Below are 15,553 nucleotides of genomic sequence, written 5' to 3'. Positions count from 1 at the left end.
GGTTTCATCGTGCCTCCGACGTGCCAGAAAGTGTGGTGCGCTCCGTCACGGTTTCGCCCGGGCCGGTTGCCTGCCGGTCCAGTTCGGCGGCGAGGACGGCGGCAACGCGTGGCAGTTCGTCGCTCTCCAACATGTCCCAGTGACCGCAGGCCACCGGCTCGACCACGAACTGACCGCTGACGCGGCGCCGCCAGAACGCGCGCAGGCGGGCGGCCGCGCCGTCACCGTCCTCGTCCTCCACGGCCGTCGCCTGCATCAGCACGACACGGGCCGGCGATTCGGGTACGGCGTAGTCGCGCGCCGTCTCGCGGTGGTGGTTGTAGACGGTCAGATACCGGTCCACCTGGTCGTCGTCGATGCCCGGGTACATGCCGTTGAAGCGCACCAGCTTCTCCCGGAACTCCTCCATGCCGACCGGCGCGATCGCGGCGCGCTGCTCCGCGTCCTGCGCGCCATGGGTGTCGAGCAGGACCACGCTCACCCTCTCGTGCCCGGCCGCCACCAGGTGGCGGCCCATCTCGTACGCGATCAGGCCGCCGTAGGAAAGCCCGCACAGCACCAGTGCCTCGTCCGGGCGGGGACCGATGAGCCGCAGATACTCCTGCGCCATCGCCTCGACACCGGGCAGGGTGGACTCGCCGGGGTTGATGCCGGGCGCCTGAAGTCCCACCACGCCGACGTCGTCGGGCAGCGCGGTGGACAGCGGCAGATAGCAGAACGCGGTGCCGCCGGCGGGATGCACGCACGCCACGCGCTGCCGGCCGCGGCCGGCGCGGAACTCCACCAGGCTGCTGAACTCCGCGGACCGCGAGGCCTCGGCGCCGTTGTTGCGCACCCGCTCGGCGAGCGCCTCGATGGTGGGATGCAGCATGACGTCCCGGACCGGCAGCGTCACGCCGAGTCGCTCCTGGACGGCGGATGCCATCTTGATCGCCGAGATCGACGTGCCGCCGAGCTCGAAGAAGTTGTCGCCGATTCCGACGTCCGGGTGCAGCAGCACCCGCCGCCAGATCCGGTACAGCGCCATCTCGACGTGGTCGCGGGGCGCGGCGGTGTTGACCCGCCCGGAGCGGGCCCCTGCCGCGGCGCGCAGCACCGCTGTCCGGTCCACCTTGCCGCTGCGGTTCAACGGCAGCCGCGGGAACTCGGCCACCACGACGGGGATCATGTAGTCCGGCAGGCGGTCCATGAGGGCCGCGCGCCACTCGTACGCCGTCCGCGTGGCTTCGGCGTCACATGCCACGCCGGCGACCAGGTGGGGGCCGCCCGGCGTGTCGCGGTCGGCCAGCACCACGGCCTCCCGCACGCCGGGCACCGCCAGCAGCGCTGCCTCGACCTCCCCGGGTTCGATGCGGAAGCCGCGCAGCTTGAGCTGGTCGTCGCGGCGGCCGACGTACTCGGCGTTGCCGTCCGGCAGCCAGCGCGCCACGTCGCCGGTGCGGTAGACGCGTTCGCCGGGCACGAACGGGTCGGGTAGGAAACGCTCGTCGGTGAGGTCGGGCCGGTTCAGATATCCGCGGGCCAGGCTCGCTCCGCCGAGGTAGACCTCACCGCGAACCCCCACCGGCACCGGGCGCATGCGGTCGTCGAGCAGGTACAGGCGGGTGCCGCGCAGCGGCCGCCCGATGGGGCACGACCGTTCGTACGGCTGCGGGTCGGTGTAGGCGGTGGAGTAGAGCGTCGCCTCCGTCGGGCCGTAACCGAAGCAGATACGCAGGCCGGGCAGCAGCTCACGCATGCGGTGCAGGGCGTTCTCGGGCAGGGACTCCACTCCGGTGAGGAGCTGACGCAGGCTCATCCCAGCCAGTCGCGTGGCCGGATCCTCGTCGATCCACAGGACGTAGGACGGCGGCAGGAACGCCTGGGTGACCTTGCGTTCGCGCAGCCAGCCCATCAGCGCCCCGGGGTCGCCCCGGAGCTCCTCGGGAACCATGTGGAGCACCGCTCCGGTGGTCAACGGCATGAGGAGCTCGTGCACCGACGCGTCGAAGCCGATGCTCGACCAGGCCGACGACGCCTCACCGGGGGCGTCTCCCATGAGTTCACGCCAGTGGTCGAAGAGATTGACGACGCTGCCGTGCGTCACCGCCACGCCCTTGGGGCGGCCGGTCGATCCCGAGGTGTAGATGACGTAGGCGAGCCGGGCGGGGTCCGCGTCGATGTCCGGCGCTTCGTCGTACGTTCCCTGGGCCTCCACCTTCGCCAGGTTCTCCCACAGCTGCCGGTCGTCGCCCGCGGTGTCGGCCTGGTCGGTCAGCACGAGGACCGGTGCGGCGTCGCTCACCATGGCAGTGAGCCGTTCCGACGGCTGTCCGGGGTCGAGGGGCAAGTAGGCGGCTCCGGCCTTGAGGATGCCGAGCACGCCGACGACGAGTTCGGCCGTGCGTCCGGCGTGCAGGCCCACTACGCGGTCGGGCCCGGCACCGCGGGCGATCAGCGCGCCGGCGAGCCGGTCGGCCCGGCGGTCGAGCGTCGCGTAGTCCAGTTCCGCGTCCCCGGCCACCACCGCGGGCTGCTGCGGCCGTTCGCGCACCTGCGCCGCGAACCGCTCCAGCAGGCCCGCCGGTGCCGGCATGCCCGGTATTGCCGCGGCGGGCCCCGCGCTGAAGGTGGCGAGGAGTTCCCGCTGCTCGTCCTCGTCCAGCAACGTCAGGTCGGCGATCTCGGCTTCGGGCCGTTCGGTCATCAGGCGCAGCACACGGAGGAACTGGCGTACGTACCGTTCGACGGTCGCCCGGTCGAAGAGCGCCACCGCGTAGTCGATCTCCCCGGTGAGGTGTCGGCCCTCGTCGGCCAGGGCCAGGACCATGTCGAACTTCGCGGGGACGTGGGCGGCGTCTTCCCGTAACTCGACCTTCATGTCCGGGAGTTCGAGTTCCTTCCGCATGGAGGGGACCCAGGCGAACATGGTCTGGAACAGTGCCGTGTAGGCGGGGCTCCGCGGCGGGTTGACCAGTTCCACGACCCGCTCGAAGGGCAGGTCGACGTGCTTGAGGGCGTCGCGGATCCGCTGGTTCACCTGCTTCAGGGCGTCGCTGACGCTGGGGGAGCCGGACAGGTCCGCGCGCAGGGCGACGGTGTTGACGAATAAGCCGATCAGAGCCTCGACGTCCCCGCGACGGCGGTTCGACGTAGGGGCGCCGACCACGATGTCGTCCTGCCCGGAGAGCAGGGAGAGCAGCAACGACCAGCCGGTCAGAACGGTCGCGTACAGGGAGACATCGTTGTCCGCGGCGAGGTCGCGCAGGGCCTGCGTCAGGTCCTCGTCCACGGTCACGGGCACCCGGTCGCCGTGGAAGACCTGCTCGGGCGGGCGAGGCCGGTCAGTGGGCAGGGAGAGAACGGCCGGGGCGCCGGTCAACGTGGCGGCCCAGTAGCCGGCGTGCGCGGCGGGCTCTTCCCCCGACATCCAGTCCCACTGCCAGCGGGTGTAGTCGCTGTACTGCCACGTCAGTTCCGGCAGCGACACGTCCCGCCCCTGCTGGAGCGCGGTGTACACCAGGCCCAGCTCTCGCAGCAGCAGGGAGCGGGACCAGCCGTCGAAGACGATGTGGTGGGCCGTCAGAAGCAGCACATGGTAGTCCGGTTCGAGCGCCACCAGGCAGCCGCGCACCATGGGCTCCTCGCCCAGGCGGAACGGGGTGCCTTCCACCTCCTGCCGGGTCCGCGCGAACCGTTCGGCCGCGTCCGGCAGCCCCGTCAGATCCTCGAAGGTCACCGGGAACCCGGTCTCCGGCGGGTCGACGACCTGGAGCGCCGAGCCGCCGGAGGGCACCAGCCGGGTGCGCAGGGCCTCATGCCGAGCCGCGAGCAGGTGCAGCGCCTGGAGGAGCAGGTCCCGGTCCAGCCGCCCCCGGATGTCGAAGGGCATCGGCTCGTTGTAGGCAGCGCTGGCGTCTCCGTCCATACGTGCCATGACCCACAGCCGCTCCTGCGCCAGTGACAGGGGCGCGGGAGATGTTCCCTCGTCGGAGTGATGGGTGACTGTTATGTGGGGGGAAGGCACGGATTACCCTTCACGAGAAAAGAAAGCGGTGGAAATCGGATCCTGCTTTTCCGAAGGATCAACGGGTCGCGAGGATCAACGGGTCGCGAGGATCAATGGTTCACGCAATCGTGCGCGAGTATGTCCCGGCATGGATATTTCCGGATGATTCGGTCCGGCGTGTGGAATGCGTGCATTGAAAGCGATGCGTACAGCAGAGGATCTCCGGCGGGGCTGCAACGGGGCGATCGACGATCTGGCGTGGTCAATTCCCTTGCGGAGTCGATTTGCTGACAGCGCGGCGGGCACCGCAGGTCTCGAGCCGATATCCTCACGGGTTCAGTGGCGCCTCGTGTGAGCTTCTGGATATCGCCGTTTCTTACCAGAACTCGATGGAATTTTTTATCGGATGCATGCGTAGGAGTAGTCGAGGAGGTGTCTGTTTTTCCGACTTCCTCTACCATGGCTCATTTCCGCCGATATTAAATGCGCGCCGACTGGATGGTCAACAGTGACCCGCGCCACACTGCTTTCGCAGGCGGGTCGGCGTGTGCATGCGGCGGGTGATATTAAGGGCCTGTCTGAAAATAGTCGATGACTGTATGCTATTGGTGAATATTCGGGCATCCTCGATGCCCGAACAGGTGTCAACCCTCGGTGTCGCAAGCGTTTTGCGTAGACGTGATGCTTTTGGTGGAGTGCCGGGTCGTTGTTTTCCGGCCGAAAGTGAGACCGCCGGGCGGCGGGGCGCGGCACGGATCCGACACGTGTCCCGGGACTCCGTCGTTCTCGCGGTCGGCTCGACAGGTCGAGGCGGCCGCGTGGCGCACCCGTAAGAGGGAGCCGCGGTGGGCGGTGGCCGGTCGATCTCCGGAAGGTTCGGAGCAATAGGGGCATAACGGCCGTAGGGGTGAGGGGGCATGACGGGGCGATGCGGGAGTAACCACCCGTGATGTCAGACCCGGCCGTTAGTCTCGGGGATCATGAGACTGCTGCACACTTCCGACTGGCATCTCGGCCGGGCGTTCCACCGGGTGAACATGCTCGGTGCCCAGGCCGAGTTCATCGGCCATCTCGTCACGACCGTGCGGGAGCACGGCGTCGACGCGGTGGTCGTGTCGGGAGACGTGTACGACCGCGCGGTGCCGCCGCTCGCCGCTGTCGAGCTGTTCGACGACGCCCTGCACCGCCTCGCCGACCTAGGCGTGCCCACGGTGATGATCTCCGGCAACCACGACTCGGCCCGCCGGCTGGGTGTGGGCGCGGGCCTCATCGACCAAGCGGGCATCCATCTGCGGACCGATCCGTCGGTCTGCGGGGTGCCGGTGGTTCTGTCCGACGCCCATGGCGACGTGGCCTTCTACGGTCTCCCGTATCTCGAACCTGCCCTGGTGAAGAGCGAGTTCGCCGTGGAGAAGGCCGGGCACGAGGCGGTGCTCGCCGCTGCGATGGACCGTGTCCGCGCCGACCTCGCCGCCCGCGCGCGGGGGACACGTTCCGTCGTTCTCGCGCATGCCTTCGTCACCGGCGGCGAGGCCAGCGACAGCGAGCGGGACATCACGGTCGGCGGAGTGGCCGCCGTGCCCGCCGGCGTCTTCGACGGCGTGGACTACGCGGCCCTCGGGCATCTGCACGGAAGCCAGACCATCACCGGGCGCGTGCGCTACTCCGGCTCCCCGCTGCCGTACTCCTTCTCGGAGGCCGGCCACCGCAAGAGCATGTGGCTCATCGACCTGGACGCCGGGGGCGCGGTGACCGCCGAACGCGTCGACTGCCCGGTGCCCCGCGCCCTGGCCCGCATCCGGGGCGCCCTGGAGGACCTCGTCGCCGATCCGGGGCTGGCCCGGCACGAAGAGGCGTGGGTCGAGGCCACGCTCACCGACCCGGTGCGGCCCGCCGACCCCATGGCCCGGCTCACCGAGCGCTTCCCGCACACGCTCAGCCTCGTCTTCGACCCCGAGCGGGCAGCGGACGACCCCGCCGTGTCGTACGCCAGGCGGCTCGCCGGCCGCAGCGACCAGGAGATCGCGGAGGACTTCGTGGCCCATGTGCGGGGCGCCGGTCCCGACGCACGCGAACAGGCGGTGCTGCGGGACGCGTTCGACGCGGTGCGGGCGGACGCGACCGTGCGGGAGGTGGCGCGGTGAGACTGCACCGACTGGAGATCACCGCGTTCGGCCCCTTCGGAGGCTCCCAGAGCGTCGACTTCGACGAACTGTCGGCGGCCGGACTCTTCCTCCTGCACGGACCGACGGGAGCCGGGAAGACCTCCGTCCTCGACGCGGTGTGCTACGCGCTGTACGGCTCGGTGCCCGGAGCGCGGCAGAGCGGCCAGGGCCTGACTCTGCGCAGCGACCACGCCGCCGCGGACACACGCACCGAGATCCGCCTCGAACTGACCGTCACCGGGCGGCGGTTGGAGATCGCCCGCCAGCCTCCCTGGCACCGCCCCAAGAAGCGCGGCTCGGGAACGACCCTCGACAAGGCGCAGAGCTGGCTGCGCGAGTACGACGCCACGGTCGGCGCCTGGAAGGACCTCAGCCGGTCCCACCAGGAGATAGGCGAGGAGATCACTCAGCTGCTCGGCATGAGCCGTGAGCAGTTCTGCCAGGTCGTGCTGCTGCCTCAGGGCGACTTCGCGCGGTTCCTGCGCGCCGACGCGGAGGCCCGCGGCAAACTGCTCGGTCGGCTCTTCGACACACAGCGCTTCGCCGAGGTCGAGAAGCGGCTGGTCGAACGCAGGCGGGCAGCCGAGGCCGAGGTGCGCGACGGCGACGCCGCGTTGCTGGCCGACGCGCACCGCATGCAGCAGGCGGCCGACGGCGCCATGGAGCTGCCCGAACTGGCACCGGGCGAACCGGGACTGGCCGAGGCCGTCCTGGGCGCGGCCGCCGTCGCCCGTAGCACCGCCCGCGAACAGCGGACGCTCGCCCACTGCCGTCTCACGGCCGCCGAGTCCGCCCGGGCACAGGCCGAACGGGACCTGGCCGACGTACGCGAACTGGCGCGGTTGCAGCGGCGGTCCACCGAGACACGGGAGCGGGCCACCCGCCTGGAGGAGCGCGCCGACGCGCACCGGGAGGCGCGGGCACGGATGGAGCGGGCCCGCAAGGCGGAGGCGGTGGCGCCGGCCCTGGAGCTGCGGGAGGCGACGGACACCGAGCACCGGAGGGCGGCCGCGGCACAGACCCGCGCGCGTGCCCTGCTCCCCGAGGTCTTCGCCGACGCCGGTGCGGTCGGTCTTGCCGCCGCCGCGCGGCGGGCCGTCGAGGAACTGGGCGGGCTGGAGTCGGCGCGTCGTGCGGAGCGGCGGCTGGCCGAACTCGTCGCGGAGCGGACCGACCTGGAGCGTCAGGAGCGGGCCGACGAGGAGGTCCGGCAGGAGGCGGAGGCCTGGCTCGCCGGATGGGAGGCGACCCGGGCCGCACTGCACAGCCGTATCGAGTCCGCCCAGCAGGCGGCGGCCCGGGCCGAGCAGCTCTCCGTCCAGCGCGATCCCGCGCAGAAGCGGCTCAACGCCGCCCGCCTGCGCGACCAGTTGGCCGGTGGCACGGAAAGCGCCGCCGAACAGGCCCGTCTCGCAGGGACGCGGGCCCTGAAGGCGAAGGCGCACTGGCTCGACGTCAAGGAACAGCGCCTCGACGGCATCGCCGCCGAACTCGCCGCGCAGCTGAAAAACGGCGTGCCCTGTGCCGTCTGCGGTGCCACCGAGCACCCCGCCCCCGCGCGGAAGGACGCCGGGCACGTGGACCGGGAGGCGGAGGAGCGGGCGCTGGCCGACCACCAGCAGGCGGAGGAACTGCACACGGAGAAGGAACGGCGCCTGGGCGTCGTACGGGAGGCACTGGCCGTCGCCACCGCCGAGGCAGGTGACGCAGCGACCGACCGACTCGCCCAAGCGGCCGACGAGTTGGAGCGGCTCTACGCTCAGGCACGCACGGACGCCTCCGTCCTGCACTCCGCGCACGAGGAACTGCGGCGGGCCGAGGACGAACACGAGCAGCGCACCGCCGCCCAGCAGCAGACGGCGGTGCGGACCGCCGCCCGAGTGGGACACCGTGAGCGGCTGGACCGGGAGCGGGCCGCCCTGGGCGCCGAGCTGGCCCAGGCACGCGGCGCGGCCGACAGCGTGGCCGCGCGGGCCGCGCAGCTGGAGCGCCGGGCTGCCGGCCTCACCGACGCCGCCGACTGCGCGCGGGCCGCCGAGGACACCGCCCAACGGCTGAAGGACGCCGACGCCCGTCTCGCCGACGCCGCCTTCCGGGCCGGCTTCGACACCCCGCAGGCCGCGGCCGCCGCCCTGCTCGACGACGCCGCCCACCGCGAACTCCAACGCCGCCTGGACGCCTGGCAGGTGGAGGAGGCCGCCGTACGCGCCGTCCTCGCCGAGGCCGACACCGCGGCCGCAGCCCAGCAGCCGCCCGCCGACCTCACCGCGGCCGAGCGGGCCGCCGACACCACCGCCCAGCGACTGCGCGACGCCGCCTCCGCCCACGACGCGGCGGCCCGGCGCTGCACCGAACTCGACCGCCTCTCCGCGCGCGCGGCCACCGGAGTACGACGGCTGGCGCCGTTGCGCGAGGAGTACGACCGGGTGGCCCGACTGGCGGGCCTCGCCGCGGGAACCTCGGCGGACAACGAACGCAAGATGCGCCTGGAGTCGTATGTGCTGGCGGCCCGGCTGGAACAGGTGGCCGCCGCCGCGACCGCACGGCTGCAGCGCATGTCCTCGGGCCGCTACACCCTCGTCCACTCCGACGACCGCACCGGCCGGGGACGCAGCGGGCTCGGGCTGCACGTCGTGGACGCCTGGACCGGCCGCGAGCGGGACACGGCCACGCTGTCCGGCGGGGAGACCTTCTTCGCCTCGCTCGCCCTCGCCCTCGGCCTCGCGGACGTCGTCACCGACGAGGCCGGCGGGGTCCGGCTGGACACCCTCTTCATCGACGAGGGGTTCGGCAGCCTCGACGACCAGACCCTCGACGAGGTCCTCGACGTCCTCGACTCCCTGCGCGAACGCGACCGCAGCGTCGGCATCGTCAGCCACGTCCCCGATCTGCGACGGCGCATCCACGCGCAACTGGAGGTGGTGAAGGGCCGCTCGGGGTCGACGGTGCGGCAGCGGGGCGTCGCCTGAGCCGGCGACGAAGCCGGCGGCGGAGCGGCTCGCGCCGCCGCGACCGGGCCCCAGCAGTACGTGGCGACGGCAACGTTCCTGTCGAGTCGAGGAGTTGCTCGGTCTGCTCGGTCTGCGCGGCGGGCTTTGCGGGAGTGTAGGTTCTGCCGCATGGTGCGATACGCGGAGCCGGGCGCGGTGGAGTGGGTGGAGTCGGGCGGCGGTCCGCTCATAGCGGTACCGGAGACGGTCCTGCCGTTCTGGGCGGGCGCCGACGGGGACGAGACAGCTTCGGACTACGATCGGGCGTGCGAGATCGACGGGTTCTTCGGACTGCTCCCGGTCGGGGACTCCGCGGCGTTGGTCCTCGGCGACGAGCCCGCCTCCGCCGCTTTCCTGCCCGACCGGAGCACGTTCGTCCGCTGGGGCGCCGCGGACACCGAGGACGAACTTCTCGCCCAAGTGCCGACGGCCCTCGCCACGGCGGTCTGGGAGAACGAGGTCCGCTGGACGGTGCCCGGGCCGGTCGTCCTCTTCGACGCGGCCTGGCCGGGCACGGACTCGACGGGGACCGACCACGTCAGGGTCGTACTGGATCCGGGCAGTTACGCGGTGCGCGCGGCTCGGGTGCAGCCCGGTCCCGAGACCTGGATCGGGCTCGTGCAGTTGCGGCGGCTGTGACCTCGTAGATGTCAGCTGGTGCACACATAGGGCAGGTGGAACCCGTCGGCCGGGCCGCGCACGAGGAAGGGGGTGGTGAGGCCCCGTCCAAGAAAACCACGTGCGCCCGACCCCGCAACCGTCCACCATGATCCGTATGCCTCGACTCCCGCACCCCGCCCCGGAGGAGCTGCGCCGTGACCCGCTGCCCCTGCGCGGTCGTACCGCCCTGGTCACCGGGCGGGCGAGGCGTACGACGCCGTCGCCGCGATGTTCCCGGCCGGCCGCTGGGGCATGCCCGACGACCCGGCCCGCCTCATCGCGTGGCTGGCGACGGACGAGGCGGACTGGGTCACGGGTCAGGTGATCGACTCGGAAGGCGGCTTCCGGCGGTGATCAAACCGTGTGATCAAACGGTTTGATCAGGCGTCTTGAGGAACCTTCTTGATCGGGAATTTCGATCAGGCGTCTTGATCAGAGGGCGGACAGTTCCTCCACCAGGTCGTCCAGGCCCAGCGAGCCCTGCGACAGGGCCGCCATGTGCCAGGCTTTGAGGTCGAAGGCCTCGCCGTGCCGTTCACGCGCCTTTTCCCGGCCCAGCAGCCAGGCCCGCTCGCCGATCTTGTAGCCGATCGCCTGTCCCGGGATCGTCAGATAGCGGGTCAGCTCGCTCTCCACGAAGTCCGCCGGACGGCTGCTGTGCGCGCCGAAGAACTCCTGTGCCAGCTCCGGCGTCCAGCGCTCACCGGGGTGGAACGGGGAGTCCGCCGGGATCTCCAGCTCCAGGTGCATGCCGATGTCGACGATGACCCGGGCGGCCCGCATCATCTGCGCGTCGAGGTAGCCGAGGCGCTGCTCCGCGTCCGTGAGGAAGCCCAGCTCGTCCATCAGCCGCTCCGCGTACAGCGCCCAGCCCTCCGCGTTGGCGCTGACCATGCCGACGGAGGCCTGGTAGCGGGAGAGGCTCTTCGAGACGTGCACCCACTGGGCGAGTTGCAGGTGATGGCCGGGGACGCCCTCGTGGTACCAGGTCGAGACGAGGTCGTAGACCGGGAAGCGGGTCTGGCCCATCGTCGGCAGCCAGGTGCAGCCCGGGCGGGAGAAGTCCTCCGACGGGGCCGTGTAGTACGGGGCCGCCGCGCCGCCGGGGGGCGCGATGCGCGACTCCACCTTGCGGACCCGCTCGGCGAGTTCGAAGTGGGTGCCGTCGAGCGCGTCGATGGCCTGGTCCATCAGGCCCTGCAGCCAGTCGCGAACCTCGTCGACGCCCTCGATGTGCTTGCCGTGCTCGTCGAGGTGGGCGAGCGCCACCCAGGGCGTCTCGGCGCCGGGCAGGATTTTCTCGGCCTCCAGCTTCATCTCGGCGAGCAGCCGGTGGTACTCGGCCCAGCCGTACGCGTACGCCTCGTCCAGGTCGAGGTCGGTGCCGTTGAAGTAGCGTGCCCAGCGGGCGTAGCGCTCACGGCCCACCGTGTTCGGGGCACCCTCGATCGCCGGCGCGTACACCTCGCGTATCCAGTCCCGCAGTTCCACCAGGGCGCCGGTCGCCGCGCGGGCGGCCTCGTCGAGTTCCGCGCGCAGCGCCTCGGGACCGTCCGACGCGAACACCTCGAACCAGCCGGTGCCTTCGCCGTCCGTGTCCGCCCACTCGGTGAGCTGGCCGACGAACGTGGCGGTCGGGCGCGGGCCGGCGTACAGCTTGCGTTCCAGCCCCAGTGCGAGGGACTCCCGGTAGCCGGCCAGCGCGGCCGGCACCCCGCGCAGGCGTTCGGCGATCGCGGCCCAGTCCTCGTCGGTCTGCGCGGGCGTGACGGTGAAGACCGCACGCACCGAGTGCGCGGGCGTGGCCATGTTGCCGACCGCCCGCAGGCCCTCGTCGGCCTCGTGCACGGCGAGCTCCGCGCTGAGCCGCTCGCGCAGCAGACGGGCACACCGGCGCTCGATGTCGCGGTCCGCACCGGGCCGCCGTTCGGCCTCGTCGAGTCGCGCGAGGGTCCTGCGCGCGAGGTCCGCGACGGCTTCCTGGCCCGCGGGCGAGAGATCGGGCAGGCGACGCGAACTGTCCTGCACGCCGAGATACGTACCGGTGACCGGGTCGAGGGCGATGAGCTCGTCGACATAGGCGTCGGCGACCTCGCGGGGGAGCGGGCTCTTGGTCTCTGACATGCGCTCCATCCTCGTACGAGGGGCTGCCGCGCGTCACTCGGATTGAGCCGACGGCTGGTCGCCGCGACGTGGATTCGCCGGACGACTGAGCCGGACGACTGAGCCGGAAACCTGCGCCGGGCGACTGCGCCGGGCAGGCATCGCCACCGCGCCCCCGGCGGTATGCACATCCGCCGGCCGAACGGCCCGCCGCACCCGCCGAGCCGTCAGCCGAGCCGGAGTGGGCATGGGCGACGCCTGGCCCACGCCTAGTCCCGCACGATCTCCTCGCCGAACGTCCGGTCCTGCTCGTACGGCGGAAGTGCGGCGGTGACCGGGGTCGTGTCCAGTCGGGCCGTGATCACCAGGGTGCCCTCCTCGATCTGGTAGTCGAGGGGGAGCCCGAGCCCGCGCATCGCGGCGACCATGCCGGTGTTGGACGACTGCGTCACCGCGTAGACGCTCTCGCAGCCGGCCTCGACCGCCATCGCCACCAGTCGGCCCAGGAGTTCGGCGCCGACGCCGCGCCGCTGCCAGGCGTCCTCGACGAGCAGCGCGACCTCCGTCTCGTCCCCGTCCCACAGCAGATGGCCGAGTCCGACGATGCGCCCGGAGGGGGCCTGCACGGCGAGCGTCCGGCCGAAGCGCGGGCTGAGCAGGTGCCGCAGATAGCGGTCGGCGTCAGGAACCGGCCCGTGGTAGCGCATCCCGAGGGTCCGCGCCGAGCACCGCTCGTGCATCGCCTTCGCGGCTTCCAGGTCACCGGTGTCGACCCGGCGCACGGTGATCGCGTTGCCCTCGGGCAGCGTCATCGCTTCCTGGCTGCGCGGCACCCGCGGACCGAGCCGCGCGTCCAGCTCCACCAGGGCGCGCGCCCGCGCGAACTCGGTCGGGGTGAACGGCAGGTACGGCCGCTCCACGCTGATCACTCCGCCTTCCGGCGCCCTCAGCCGCATCACGGTGTCCTCCAACACGCCTTCCACCGGCACGTCCTGCGGCGTCCGGCCGCCTCCGGCCGCGGGCTTGGCGGGCACTGAGCGGATGGTGCACCGTCCCAGCAACTGCCGTAGAGCCAGGGGGAGTTCCGCCGCGTCCAGTGCCGTACGGGCGGCGAGGCCCAGGACCCGGGTCGGGGCGTCCACCAGGTCGTGGGCGTCCGCCCGCTCGATCCAGGTGTCAAAGCCTCCGGCCAGCGCGACCTCACGGGTGATCCCGGAGCCTGCGAGCCCCGCGGGGGCGCGCAGCAGGAACTCGTCCACCGTGCCGTCGGCCAGCGGATGCGTCTGCAGACTCAGGATGTCGACCCGCTGCCCGCCGAGGGCCGCGCACAGGGCGGCCAGCGAGCCCGGCTCGTCCTTCACCGTCGTCCGCATCCGCCACAGCGTGCTTTCCCCGGTCACGGGATCCGCGGTCACGGGATCCGCGGTCACGGGATCCGCGGTCACGGGGTCCGCGCTTGCCGCCGGCCGGCCGGACGGCCCGGCCTGCTGTTTCCCGGGCAGTGGCCGGGCGTCGGTATCGCTCGTCGGAGGGGCGTGACCGTGGCGGCGTGACCACCATGTGTGGAAGGCCGCAGTGGTGATCAGTACGACCGCCGAGGCCACCAGCAGCGCCGGCCCGTCCGGGCCGTGGCCGACCAGGTTCGCCACGGCGTCCGCCACGGCGACGGCCGTGAACAGGGCGGCGAGTTCGACCACGTCGCGTCGCCAGTGGTGGACGGGACGGCCGTTTTTCGTACGTGTCACAGCAGACACTTCTCGAGTCATGCGACCACTGTGAAGGAAGCGTGTTGCGTGATCACGAACGCTCTGTAACTGATCGGTAAAGTATGCTTCCGTACCCTTTTGTTTTTCTTTGTATGGTTTTAATGTGTACGGTTTCGCCGCGAGCACGAGTCGCGCACCGGGAGATGACGCCGGTGCGCGACGCCTTTCAGCGTACGGGAGTTGCCGTGTCGGGAGACTACTGGCCGACCCGGCCCGGCTGGAGCACCTGGGTGAACAGTACGGTGCCGTCCTGCTCGCGCAGCCGTACCGTCAGCTCCCCGCTGTGGCCGTCGATGTCGACCTCGCCGAAGAACTGGTAGCCGCCGGCGGGCGACACGTTGGAGGCGGTCGGTGCCTTCACGAACACCCGCTCCGGACCGAAGGTGTTGTCGAGCGCGCTGGCCGGGAAGGCGCCCGCGTTCAGCGGCCCGGACACGAACTCCCAGAACGGCTCGAAGTCGGTGAAGGCGGCCCGCGAAGGCTGGTAGTGCTGCGCCGAGGTGTGGTGCACGTCGGCCGTCAGCCATACCGTGCCGGTGATCCGCTGGTGCTTGATGTACCGCAGCAGCTCGGCGATCTGCAGCTCACGCCCGAGTGGCGCGCCCGGTTCGCCCTGCGCCACGGCCTCGATGTTCGGCCGGCCCTCGGTGGTGTCCGGAACCACCAGGCCCAGCGGCATGTCGGCGGCGATCACCTTCCACACCGCACGCGAGCGCGACAGCTCCCGCTTGAGCCACTCCAACTGCTCCCGGCCGAGGATGCCCTGCGGGTCCACGGTCTGGTCGTCGGGCGAGTTGGCGTTGCGGTACGTCCGCATGTCGAGCACGAACACATCCAGCAGCGGGCCCTGCCGCAGCACCCGGTGCACCCGGCCGTCCCGCGCGCCCGGCCGCAGCGTGGAGATCGGGAAGTACTCGCTGAACGCGCGCCGGGCACGCTCCGCCAGCACGTCCACGCTCTTCTCGGTGTAACGGGTGTCCGTGGTCGCGATGACCTCGCCCGGGTACCAGTTGTTGCGGACCTCGTGGTCGTCCCACTGGATGACGGACGGCACCTGGGCGTTGAACCGCTTGAGGTTCTCGTCCAGCAGGTTGTAGCGGAAGTTGCCGCGGAACTCGGCCAGGGTCTCGGCGACCTTGGACTTCTCCTCGGTGGTGATGTTCCGCCAGGTGCTGCCGTCGGGCAGGGCCTGCGTCGCCGCGATCGGGCCGTCGGCGTAGATGTTGTCGCCGCTGCAGAGGAAGAAGTCGGGGTCGAGCCCGGCCATCGCCTTGTAGATCGTGTAGCCGCCGAAGTCGGGGTTGATGCCCCAGCCCTGCCCGGCCAGGTCACCGGACCACAGGAAGCGCACGCCGTGGCCCCTGCGCGGCGACACGGTACGGAACGTGCCGGCGACCGGCTCTCCGGTGCGGCGTGGGTCGTCCGGGTCGGCCAGCAGGACGCGGTAGTGGATCTGCTCGCCCGAGGGCAGTCCGTGCAGCCGGGTGGTGCCGGTGAAGTCGGTGTCCGCGCCGAGCAGCGGGCCGTGCCATCTGCGCGGGTTGCGGAACGACTCGGTCGCGGACGTCTCGACGATCATCCGGGCGGGCCGGTCGGACCGCACCCACACCAGTCCCGAGTCGGCGCTCACGTCTCCCGTCTGTACGCCCCAACCCGCCTTCGGGCGCCCGGACAGGGCGAGGGCCGGTGCCGCGCCGAGGGCGGTGGGCAGGGTCAGGGCCGCCGAGGCGGCCAGGGATCCGCGCAGGACGCTGCGACGGGCGGGGAGCGGACGGTGTGACATGGAGAGGCCTCCAGGGGCGGGATCCGGCCAGTGTGCAGTCCCACACCTACTGGGGCGCCGCAGCGCACACGCAAACCGCAGGTGAACAACTGGCCGTG

Annotated in this window: 7 protein-coding genes and 1 pseudogene; 4 read left to right on the top strand and 4 right to left on the bottom strand. The window is 71.5% G+C overall.

The window, feature by feature from the left end; genetic code table 11:
- Nucleotides 1–4: 4 nt before the first annotated feature.
- Nucleotides 5–4,006, bottom strand: a complete 4,002-nt coding sequence (locus M2271_RS05345) for an amino acid adenylation domain-containing protein (RefSeq protein WP_280885928.1) — start codon at nt 4,004–4,006, stop codon at nt 5–7.
- A 962-nt stretch (nt 4,007–4,968) separates the two neighbouring features.
- Here M2271_RS05345 and M2271_RS05340 point away from each other — a divergent pair.
- The 4 genes and pseudogenes from M2271_RS05340 to M2271_RS05325 form a co-directional block, all read left to right on the top strand.
- Nucleotides 4,969–6,132 (top strand): exonuclease SbcCD subunit D, encoded by a 1,164-nt coding sequence (locus M2271_RS05340; protein WP_280885927.1) that lies wholly within the window; start codon nt 4,969–4,971, stop codon nt 6,130–6,132.
- Nucleotides 6,129–9,122, top strand: a complete 2,994-nt coding sequence (locus M2271_RS05335) for an SMC family ATPase (protein WP_280885926.1) — start codon at nt 6,129–6,131, stop codon at nt 9,120–9,122. The genes M2271_RS05340 and M2271_RS05335 overlap by 4 nt, the downstream gene beginning before the upstream one ends.
- Nucleotides 9,123–9,272: 150 nt before the next feature.
- Entirely contained in the window at nt 9,273–9,782 is a 510-nt protein-coding gene (locus tag M2271_RS05330) for an immunity 21 family protein (RefSeq protein WP_280885925.1), read from the top strand.
- A 222-nt stretch (nt 9,783–10,004) separates the two neighbouring features.
- Nucleotides 10,005–10,157, top strand: a pseudogene (locus tag M2271_RS05325) (SDR family oxidoreductase); the annotation flags it as partial.
- A 78-nt stretch (nt 10,158–10,235) separates the two neighbouring features.
- Here the strand turns inward: M2271_RS05325 and M2271_RS05320 are convergent.
- From M2271_RS05320 to M2271_RS05310, 3 genes are all read right to left on the bottom strand, one after another.
- Nucleotides 10,236–11,927: a DUF885 domain-containing protein gene (locus M2271_RS05320; protein WP_280885924.1), complete on the bottom strand. Its 1,692-nt coding sequence runs from the start codon at nt 11,925–11,927 to the stop codon at nt 10,236–10,238.
- 248 nt (nt 11,928–12,175) lie between these two features.
- The gene (locus tag M2271_RS05315) at nt 12,176–13,672 is read right to left on the bottom strand and encodes a GNAT family N-acetyltransferase (RefSeq protein ID WP_280885923.1); all 1,497 of its coding nucleotides are present in this window, start codon (nt 13,670–13,672) and stop codon (nt 12,176–12,178) included.
- A gap of 196 nt (nt 13,673–13,868) precedes the next feature.
- Nucleotides 13,869–15,455, bottom strand: coding sequence for an alkaline phosphatase D family protein (locus M2271_RS05310; protein WP_280885922.1), 1,587 nt, complete (start codon nt 15,453–15,455; stop codon nt 13,869–13,871).
- Nucleotides 15,456–15,553 lie beyond the last annotated feature (98 nt).

This window comes from Streptomyces sp. LBL (assembly GCF_029893585.1).
Lineage (GTDB): Bacteria > Actinomycetota > Actinomycetes > Streptomycetales > Streptomycetaceae > Streptomyces.
The sequence above is the reverse complement of the archived record's forward strand: the minus strand, read 5'-3'. Positions and strand labels throughout refer to the sequence as shown.

Excerpts from the sequence above, each read along its gene's own strand:
- M2271_RS05340 (WP_280885927.1), top strand. The coding sequence starts at position 4,969 with ATGAGACTGCTGCACACTTCCGACTGGCATCTCGGCCGGGCGTTCCAC.
- M2271_RS05330 (WP_280885925.1), top strand. The coding sequence starts at position 9,273 with ATGGTGCGATACGCGGAGCCGGGCGCGGTGGAGTGGGTGGAGTCGGGC.
- M2271_RS05320 (WP_280885924.1), bottom strand. The coding sequence starts at position 11,927 with ATGTCAGAGACCAAGAGCCCGCTCCCCCGCGAGGTCGCCGACGCCTAT.
- M2271_RS05315 (WP_280885923.1), bottom strand. The coding sequence starts at position 13,672 with ATGACTCGAGAAGTGTCTGCTGTGACACGTACGAAAAACGGCCGTCCC.
- M2271_RS05310 (WP_280885922.1), bottom strand. The coding sequence starts at position 15,455 with ATGTCACACCGTCCGCTCCCCGCCCGTCGCAGCGTCCTGCGCGGATCC.